Annotated in this window: 3 protein-coding genes; all 3 read left to right on the top strand. The window is 74.0% G+C overall.

Annotation, left to right across the window (positions count from 1 at the left end):
• The first annotated feature begins 6,706 nt into the window (after positions 1 to 6,706).
• The gene (locus JHN45_RS49815) at positions 6,707 to 7,042 is read left to right on the top strand and encodes a hypothetical protein (RefSeq protein WP_201056083.1); all 336 of its coding nucleotides are present in this window, start codon (positions 6,707 to 6,709) and stop codon (positions 7,040 to 7,042) included.
• 523 nt (positions 7,043 to 7,565) lie between these two features.
• Positions 7,566 to 7,850, top strand: a complete 285-nt coding sequence (locus JHN45_RS49810; protein WP_201056081.1) for a hypothetical protein — start codon at positions 7,566 to 7,568, stop codon at positions 7,848 to 7,850.
• A gap of 474 nt (positions 7,851 to 8,324) precedes the next feature.
• The coding region (locus JHN45_RS49805) for a hypothetical protein (RefSeq protein ID WP_201056079.1) at positions 8,325 to 8,807 on the top strand (483 nt) is incomplete at its 3' end.

Raw genomic sequence — 8,807 nt, 5'->3', positions numbered from 1 at the left:
CGTGCCGGTCGGCACCGAGGTGTCCGGGGCCGCGAGCCCCGCGTCGTCGGGAGCGCCGTGAGCCGCTACGTCGGCCTGGGCCCAGGTGAGGAGGGCGGTGTGGGGGTCGCCTGTGCGGGGCCAGGTGGGGGCGGTGTCGGAGGCGGTGGTGCCGGGGGCGGTGAGCAACTGGGCCAGTGAACGGGCGAACGTCTCCGGGCCCTGCGCCCGCGACACGGCGGCGCGGTGACGGATCCCTCCGGGTTCCCCGCCGGCCTCGTTCCCGGCTCCGCCCGGCCGCAACTCCCGCTCCTGGGGCGCTGCTTGGGGCTCGACCTCCGGCTCGCGCTCCGGCTCCTCCGTCGGTTCGGCCGACGGACGGGCCCCGTTCCGAACCGGTGCCGGGCGGGCGCCGCTGCGGGCCGGTGTCGGACGGGCAGCGCTGCGGGCCGGTGTCGGGCGGGGCGTACGACCGGGCCACGCGGCCGGGGTGGCGGCCAGGGAACCGGTCGTCAGGAGTGCCGTGCCGTCGCCCGCCGCCGCGCGCTGTGCTTCCAGCAGAGCCACGACATCGCCGAGGTCCCGCTGCGCGTGACGCTGCCGGGCCGCCTGCCGGGCCTGCTCGGCGAGCGTGTCGGTGATGTCGAAGCCGAGAGCGTCCAACGCCTCCTGGGCCGCGTCGCGCGCGACGACCNCTCGGGCGGGCGAACCGGGCCCGCCCGAGGCGGAGTTGTCCTCACCGCGAGCCGAACTCCCGCCCTGCGCAGCCGAGTCGGCGGACTGCCGGGCGGCCCGTTCCGCGGCTGCGCGCGCGGCCTGCGCCGCCTCCTGTACGGCCTCCTGCGCCGCCCTCAGTTCTCCCTCCGCCGTGCGGACGGCCTCGTGGAGCTCCTCCGCCGCCCGGGTCGCGTCCATCGCCCGCTCGGTGTGGCCCTGAAGATCCGTGGTCAACTCCCTTACGCGGGCGCGCCGTTCCCGATCGACCTCGGCGGCGTCTGTGACGGCCCGCTCGGCGAGGAGGAGTTGGTCGGCCGCGGTGTCCGCGGCGGCACCGGCGTCGAAGACGTCCCGTTCCGCCCGCGCCACCGGCGGCAGCGTCTCCGCCAGCACGCGTCGGGCCTCCGGCATCCGCTCCTGGAGCCGGGCCTCCCGCGCCCTGGCGTCGTCCTCCGCCTGTCCGGCCGCCTCCAACATCCGCATCTGATCGCTTACGGCCGTCCAGCCGGCGTCGTGCGCGACGTCGCTCTGACTCGCGCCGTCCCCGCCCCTGCCCCCGCTGCTCGGACCCGCGCTGCTCGGACCCCGGTCTTGCGGCTCCTCGTCGCCAACCCCCGGCGTCACCTCCGGGTCCCCGTTCACGTCGAACCGGCGAAAGCGCACGCCCTCGCCGTCGCGCAGGGCGAGTTCGACGGGCCGCCGTAGCTGCACGGCCGTACCCGAAGCCGCGTACAGGGCGCGGGCCGTCTGTTCCGCGCTGCCGTCCGTGGCCAGCCAGAGTTGGAGCAGGGCGGCGGTGTCGGGCGCCGGTGTCTGGGCCGCCTCGATGCCCTGGGCCAGCAGGGTGGGGAGGTCGCGGAGCGGTACCGTGCGCCAGTCGCGCAGGACGTCGGGGGCGCGGCCGTCCGGGTCCTGGGCGTCGGCTGTCGCGCGGGTCAGGGACGCGCCGTCGTACACGCCCGGGTCGGTGCGCGGGGTGGTGACGCCGTGGCCGAGGAGGTCGCGCTCCAGGGGGCGCAGCCGAACCGTGCCGGACACGTACCGGGTGCCGTTCGGGCCGTGGACGGTGAGCAGCGCGTCGGCGACGATCTCGTGGCTGCGCGTGCCGCGCGAGCCGGCCGGGGTGCTGGTGTTCCCGTGCTTGAACCACTCGCGGCGGGTGCCGGCGACGCCCGCGCCCACGCCCGGGTCCTGCGCCTGGCGGGCCAGTACCGGCACGGTGAAGCCGAGGAGTTGGCGGTTGGAGTCGTCGGCGCTGAAGCCGCCCTGCGCCGAGAGGCCGCCGGTGATGCCCGCGTGCGAGGAGGAGCCCGCGCTGAACGTGCTGAGCCGCACCCGGTCCACCGTCACATCGCCGGCGTCGGTCACCGGGCGCGGCCGGTACAGCTCCACGGTGAGCCGGGGCGGGGTGGCCGGGGCGCCCTGGAAGGGGCGGGCGCCCGGCATCGTGGTGGTGAGACCGCCGGGGCCGCGCGGGTGGTCCAGCGCGATGGTGCCGGCCTGGAGGAGTTCGCCGATCCGTACGGCGGTGGTGTCCGCGGAGTCGGAACTGGCCAGCGACCGCCAGGAGTTGGTGAGCGCCGGGGCCACCTCGCCCAGCGCCGCGGCGAGTTCGGTGCCCGCGTCGAAGCCGAAGACCGGCGCGGGGCCGCCCGGGGTGAAGCGGTGCCCGGTCGCCGTCGGCCGGCGTTCCGAGCGGCCTGCCGTCAACTGCCGTTCGGTCGGGGCGGGTTCGGCGGTCTCGCTGCCGGTGAAGCGCAGCGCGGCGACGGTGTGCACGGTGGTGGTGCGCGTCGGGCGGCCGAAGAAGAGGTGGGCGATGCGGTCGGCGAGCGGGGTGTTCGCGTCGGTCAGGCTGAGCACGCCGTGCTGGAACACGCTGCCCGGCAGGTCCAGCAGCCAGTCGGCGGTCACCGTGGACCGCACGGTGGCGGTGATCCGGTACGGGACGCCGTCGAAGTCGACGACGTTGTCGGTGCGCAGCCAGTACCGGTCCTCGGCGGCCCGGGTGACCCGGGCGGAGTTGCCGCGTACCGTGTCGGCGCTGAGCAGGGCGCCCGCGCGGTCGGTGCGGGGGCCGCCGGTGGGCCTGGGGAGCCGGGTCTGGAGCTGGGCGAACCCGGAGTGCCGGGTGCTGTCGGCGGTCCGGTCGGTCACCGAGGACGGGGTGTGCCCGTGGTACTGCTCGATGCCGGAGCCCGCTGCCGCCGGGTGGCCGCGCAGTAGTCGTAGCGCGTGGTCGTCGGCGTCCGGCCGGGCCTCGAGCGTGACCTCGACGATGCGGGCGCCGCCGTAGCCGACGTGTCGGTAGCGGAAGCGTTGGACGCGGCCGGGGCCTCGGCCGGCCAGGGTGCGCAGGCCCGCCGTGGAGGTGAGGTCCGCGATGCGGGTGGCCACGCCCGAGAGGTAGGACGAGTGGCCCGGGCGGGTGGTGCCGGGGGCCTCGTCCTCGATGAGGGTGAGGAGTTGGCGGCGCAGTAGGTCGGGGCGCTGCACCGTGCGGGTGGCGTCGGTGTACTCGTCCATCGCCTGGACGCTGCCGAGGCCCACCTCGCGGGAGGCGACGAAGCGGCGCGGCAGCGGCACGGAGCCCGGTACCGGGGCGGGCACGGTGAGTCCGGGGACGGTCGTGAACCATGCGGCGTGCCGCCGGATCTGCGCCGGGGTGGCCAGGAACCGTACGGCGTCCGGGAGTTCGACCGCCACCGTCACGGCGCGGCCCTCGCCCTGCCCGAACGCGTTGCCCACGGCGTTGCGGCGGCCGCGCCGGAAGGTGACCAGCAGGAGTGCGTCGGCCGCGATGCGGTGCTGGGCGCCGGCCTCGGTGGCCGTGCGGTTGACGACCGTCGAGGAGGCGAGCGCCCGTGACCGGTCGGTGCGGGTGGTGCGGGTGTAGCGGCCCGAGGGATTGAGGCTCGCCGGGCGGGGCGCCGAACCGGTCGTGGCGGCGCCCTCCTGCTGGGCCGGTTCGTCGGCGCGGCGGCGCATCGTGCCGCCCTCGCCCAGGCCTCCGATGTCGCCGTCGTTGCCCGCGGCCTGGTCGGAGCCCGGGGTCTGGACCGAGGAGCTGTTGCGGACCGCGGTGACGCCGCCCGCCCACTGCGACGCGCCGGACACCCCACGCTGCTGTCCGGCGCCGTCGGCCGCGCTGAGCCCGGACTCGAAGTACTGGGTGACGGGGCCCGACGCGTGCGGTCGGCGCAGGGTGCCCCTGATCTCCACCGACAGCACCTCGTCCGCGGCGAGCCCGGGCAGGGTGAGGCCCTCCACCACATAGGCGCCCTTGAACACCTGGTGGCCGCGGGCCAACAGGGCGGCGGGGCTGCGGGCGGCGGTGAGCATCTCGGCCGTCACCGTGGTGAGGTCGGTGGCCGCGGCGCCGGCCAGCGACTCGCCGACGGCACGCCCGACACGGACCACCGGCGCGGGAGTTCGCTCCGCGACCGCGTCCCGTACGCCGTCCAGCAGACCGCGCGCCGGATGCCCCTGGTAGGTGTTGCCGAGCACCGCGCGGAACGCGTCGTCGAGCGCGGCCGATGCCCGGAACACCTCCACCATCGCGTCGTCGGGCAGCGGCACCGAGTCGGGCAGCGGGCCGCCGTCCGCGTCGGTCAGGTCGAGCAGCGTGCGGTCGGCGGCGGTGGCGGCCCGCACGGTGTGCGCGGCGGGCGCCGCCGGGACGGGCTCGTCGGCCGGCAGCGTACGGTGCGTCGGCACCGACAGCCGCAGCACGCCCCGCACCCGGTCCGGCGGAGGAGGCGCGGGCGGGTCGTCCGGGCCGGGTGGCGGGGCACCGTGCGGGACGTACGGCTCCTGGACCGTCTCGTGCGCGAACCGCACCAGGGGCTCCTCCCTCGGTCCCTCGTACAGGTCGAGCGCCAGCTCGGCCGGCACCTCGAACACCTCGCTGCGCTGTCCCTCGCCGCTGCCGATGAACTGCTGGTCGTGCCCGAGGGACACCTGCGCGCTGTTGTCGTGCTGCGCCTGGTGGGAGCGCACATGGTCGCCGGTGCCGCCGACGGTCCACGCGCCGCCGCGCACCGGCACGCCGAACGAACCGCCGCCGCCGTACGACGCCCCGTACTGCGACCCGTTCTGGTCGGTGGCCACCGTCGACAGCGAGGACAGACCGACGCCCTGCACATCGGGCAGCACCGTGGTGTGCGTGCTCCCGCCCGCGCCGCGTACCGCGCTGAGCACGAGCCGCACCCGGCGGGTGCCGCTCACGGTCGGGATCTCCAGGAAGAGCGAGTGGCCGCCGTCCACCATGGCGTCCGTCGCGGCCCGCTGCCCGACCTGCGAGCGGGTCTGCTCGAACCGGCGCAGATTGTTCAACTGGGCCTGCACCAACGCCTCGTCGGGCAGCACACGGTTGCGCGCGTTGGTGTCGGCGGGCAGGAAACCCTCGCGGCGCAGCCAGTTCTCGGCGTGCACGAAGAGGGGTTCGGTGCCGTCCACGCCGAGCGGTGTCGCCGTGCTGCCGATCGACCGCAGATGCTCCAACTCCACGGGAAGGCGCCGCAGTTCGTCGGCCGTCGGGGCATGCCCCTGGGCGTCCTCGGCGGTCAGCAGCCGCAGATGCATACCGCGCGGCCAGTCGCCCGGGTCGAAGGTCTGCCGTCCGCCGCCCGGCAGATGCAGCACCAGGGTGTGCCGCACCTGGGCCGGTGCCAGCAGATGGCTGCGGTTGGTGCGCACCGCGTGCATCAGGGCCGCACTGCCGCTCTGGGTCAGCGCGTCGTTCGTCCCCGCCTGGACCGAGACCCGCCCCAGCACACCGCCGCCGGGACGTCGGGACGCGTCCGGGTGCCCCTCGCTGTGGTCGCCGGTGAACGCAGGACCGACACTCCCGGACAGCGACACACCGCTGCTGTACTTCGACTGGGCGTCGATCTTCACCACCTGCGTCAGATGGCTCTCCAGGTTGATCTTCCCGGGGACGCTCCGCCGCAGCGGCTCCCCCACCTCCACGTCGGTCAGCAACTGGAACATGCCGACCGCACGCCCCGAACTGTCGAGCAGCACCGGCGAGAAGACGCCCCGGTCCCGCTGCATCGGCAGGGTGCCCCGCAGCAACGGCTCCGACAGGAACGTCTCCAGCTCCGCCAGGGAGTCCTTGTCCAGGTTCCGCAGCCGCGCGTCGAAGTGCTGCAACGCCTCCGCGAGCAGCCGCCCCGGCTCCGCGACCGTGTCCACGCCCCAGATCGGAAGGATGTCCAGATCCGCCGCCGCGGGCAACTCCCCGTCCTCGTCCCGCGCCAGATGCTGCGGGAACCAGAAGGTCACCGGCCCGTGCGACTGCGGCGCCCCCCAGGTGACGGGCGCGGCCAGCACCGGAGTGTCCAGCCGTACGTCCCACAGGGCGGTGAAGTCGTACGGCTCCGAAGGCTCGTTGCTGCGCTGTGCCGTCGTCGACTGCACCACCGAGGTCACCGACGCGCTCGACGAGAGCTGGTTCAAGGTCAGCGCGAGAGTCAGCGCCGCGTCGACACCGCGCACCGGGATCGCCCTGCTCACCGGGAACAGCGCGGTCCAAGGCAGCAGCAGGGTACGGATGGTGCCGGACGCCTCCGACGACACCGACTCCTGGGAACCGATGCCACGCCGCTCCACCCGTACGTCCCGCACGGCACCCTCGGCCTGTCCGTACCGGGCCGACGCGACCGGGTCCGCGAGCCGCAGGCGCAGATCCACGTTCCGGACCCGGCCGTCCACGGTCAGCGCGATCCGGAAGCCCAGACTGCCGCGCAGATACGGCAGGTTGATCACCAGCACCTCGGCGCTCGCGACCGTCCGCAACTGCTCCCGCACGGGATGCGTGTCCGCCGCGCCCCCCAGCCCGAGCGCCGTCATCACCTGTTGGTGCAGCCCGTTCACGACCTCCGCCGACAGCGGTTCCAGGTGCACCAGGCCTACGTTGCCGTCCAGTTGGGAGCCGTAGGCGAGGACGAACGTCGAGGAGGGGGGTGGTGTCGGGGTCCTGGACGGGGCCGCCTTCCAACTGGCCTGCATGGTCGTGGAGTTGAGGGCCGGCCGCAGTGACATTCTCGATGGTGCGGAGATAGCGGCGGGGGATGTGCACCGGGTTCTGGGTGTCGGCCATCAGGCCGGTGGTGCGGACGGTGGTGCTGTTGGGGTGGTTGCGCAACAGGAAGTCGTTGTCGCGCTGTTCGTCGGGCAGGCCCAGGTAGTGCAGGGCCTCGTGGAGGAGGTCCGCGTCCGAGTGGCCCAGGTCCAGGTGGAGTTGGTCGGCGCGGGCCGGGTCGGTGGTGTGGGTGAGGGTGATCGCCTCGGGGTGGGACGGGTCGTCGATCAGATTGAGCGTCACGTGCAGCTGGTCACCTGAACTGGGCAGCTCCAGACCGGAGTTGAGATGCGTGTCCAGGAGAGCGGTGATGCGGTCCTTGAACTGCCCGGTCAGCACGGGGTTGTTGGTGGTGACCGGGAGGTTGAGCGTGTAGTCCCGGACCCACTGACCGTTGGGCGCCTGGATACGACGGACACGCGTGCGGACGAGTGTCGTCGCACCGCTCAGGACACCGGGGCGGGGCGCGTTGCTCTGGTCCGCGTGCGGATCGAACCGCTCCGTGCTGTGCACGGCAGGACGGGCATACGCACGCAACCCGAACCAAGAATCCTTCGGCGCAGGATCGACGACACGGGACGCGGGCAGGTCGTCAGCGGCATCCCGGGTCGGCGCAGGACGGTAACGACCGCCCGGCTGAACGCTGTTGGCGTCCTGCGGACCCCGGGGCGCGTTCGACGGCGTGACGGCGGGCTGGTGGACGTCGCTGGCGCTGTAGTGGTTCAGGCCCGTGTAGTGGACCTCCAGCGCGGGAGTGTTCGTGGTCGGGCCGTAGCGCAGCACGATGCCCCGGGGACCGCCGGCCGTGGTGGTCCCGGCGAGGGCGGCGGGCATCGGCTGGAAGACGTGGATGGGTGCGCCCAGGGTGTCGGCGAGCAGCGGCAGGAAGGTGTCCCCGACCGGGTGCGCCCACGCGGCGGACCAGTTTTCCACCGCGTGTTCGAGCACGTCCGCCTCGTCGGTGGTGAGAGGGGCGGTGCTCCGGTGGTACCCGGCGATCAGCAGCGAGCGGCGCTCGTCCGGTGTCATGGTGGCGAGCGTGGGCAGCGCGTTCACCGCACGGAGATAGGCGAACATCCGCCGGTTGCTCGGCGCGGCGCCGGCCGGCGGGGGCGGGGCGCCCGGCATCGAGACGGCTTGCAGATAGCGGGTCTGAAGGTCGACCGGGTCCAGGTCCTCGGCATGGGTCACGCCCTGAATGCCGTACTGGACAAGCTCGTTGTCGATCTGGGCGGCGGACATGCCCTGCACCGCCCTCGTGAAGTTGCCGGCGAGGACGCCGCGGAGCTGGCCGAGCACCTGGGCCGGGAGCGGTCGGCTGCCGTCGCCGGCCGCCGCCAGCCGGGCCAGCACCAGGTTCTGCAACCCCTGCTGTGCGGCCCGCAGATGGCCCGCTCCCCGGTGCGTCGTCTGCGGGTTCCCCGCCACCGTCCTGAGGGTCTGCCGTACATCGTCGGGCCGGGCGAGCCAGGCGGCGGTGCCCGCGCCGATGGTCGGGGTCGCCTGCTGGAGGTGGGTGCGGACCAGGTGCGGCGCGCTGCCGATGACGGCGTACAGGAGACAGTTGCCGTCGCCGGGGGTCGGGACGGCGTTGCCGGCCGGGGCGACGTACGGAGAGGCCGGGGTCGTCGTGGTGGTCGTGCCGCCGGTGGACGCGGGCGGCTGTACGACCGTGGCCTTGTTGTTGTCCTTGTCGGGACCCTTGCCCTTGTCCGGACTCTTGCTCTTGTCGAGGCCCTTGGCCGCCTTGTCGAGGCCCGCGCTCTTGCCGGCGTCCTTGCTCGTGCCGGTGCTCGTGCTCGTGTTCTTGCCGGTGGCCGACTTCTTGGTCTTGTCGTTCTTGTCGTTCTTGTCGGCCTTGGCGGTCTTGCTTGTCTTGGTGTCCGTCTTGGCGCTGCTCGTACCGGACTTGGGCGGCCCGCTCTTCTTCGGCTGCTGTTTCTTGGGGGCCGGGGTCGATGTGGACGTGGAGGTGGACGCGGCGGGCGCCGGGGTGTGGGTCTGGCCGCCGCGTCCACCTCCACGT

The organism is Streptomyces sp. MBT53 (genome assembly GCF_016654115.1).
GTDB lineage: Bacteria > Actinomycetota > Actinomycetes > Streptomycetales > Streptomycetaceae > Streptomyces.
The sequence above is the reverse complement of the archived record's forward strand: the minus strand, read 5'-3'. Positions and strand labels throughout refer to the sequence as shown.

What these genes read in the sequence shown, in the direction of transcription:
- JHN45_RS49815 (WP_201056083.1), top strand. Translation starts at nt 6,707, where the DNA reads ATGGTCGTGGAGTTGAGGGCCGGCCGCAGTGACATTCTCGATGGTGCG.
- JHN45_RS49810 (WP_201056081.1), top strand. Translation starts at nt 7,566, where the DNA reads ATGCCCCGGGGACCGCCGGCCGTGGTGGTCCCGGCGAGGGCGGCGGGC.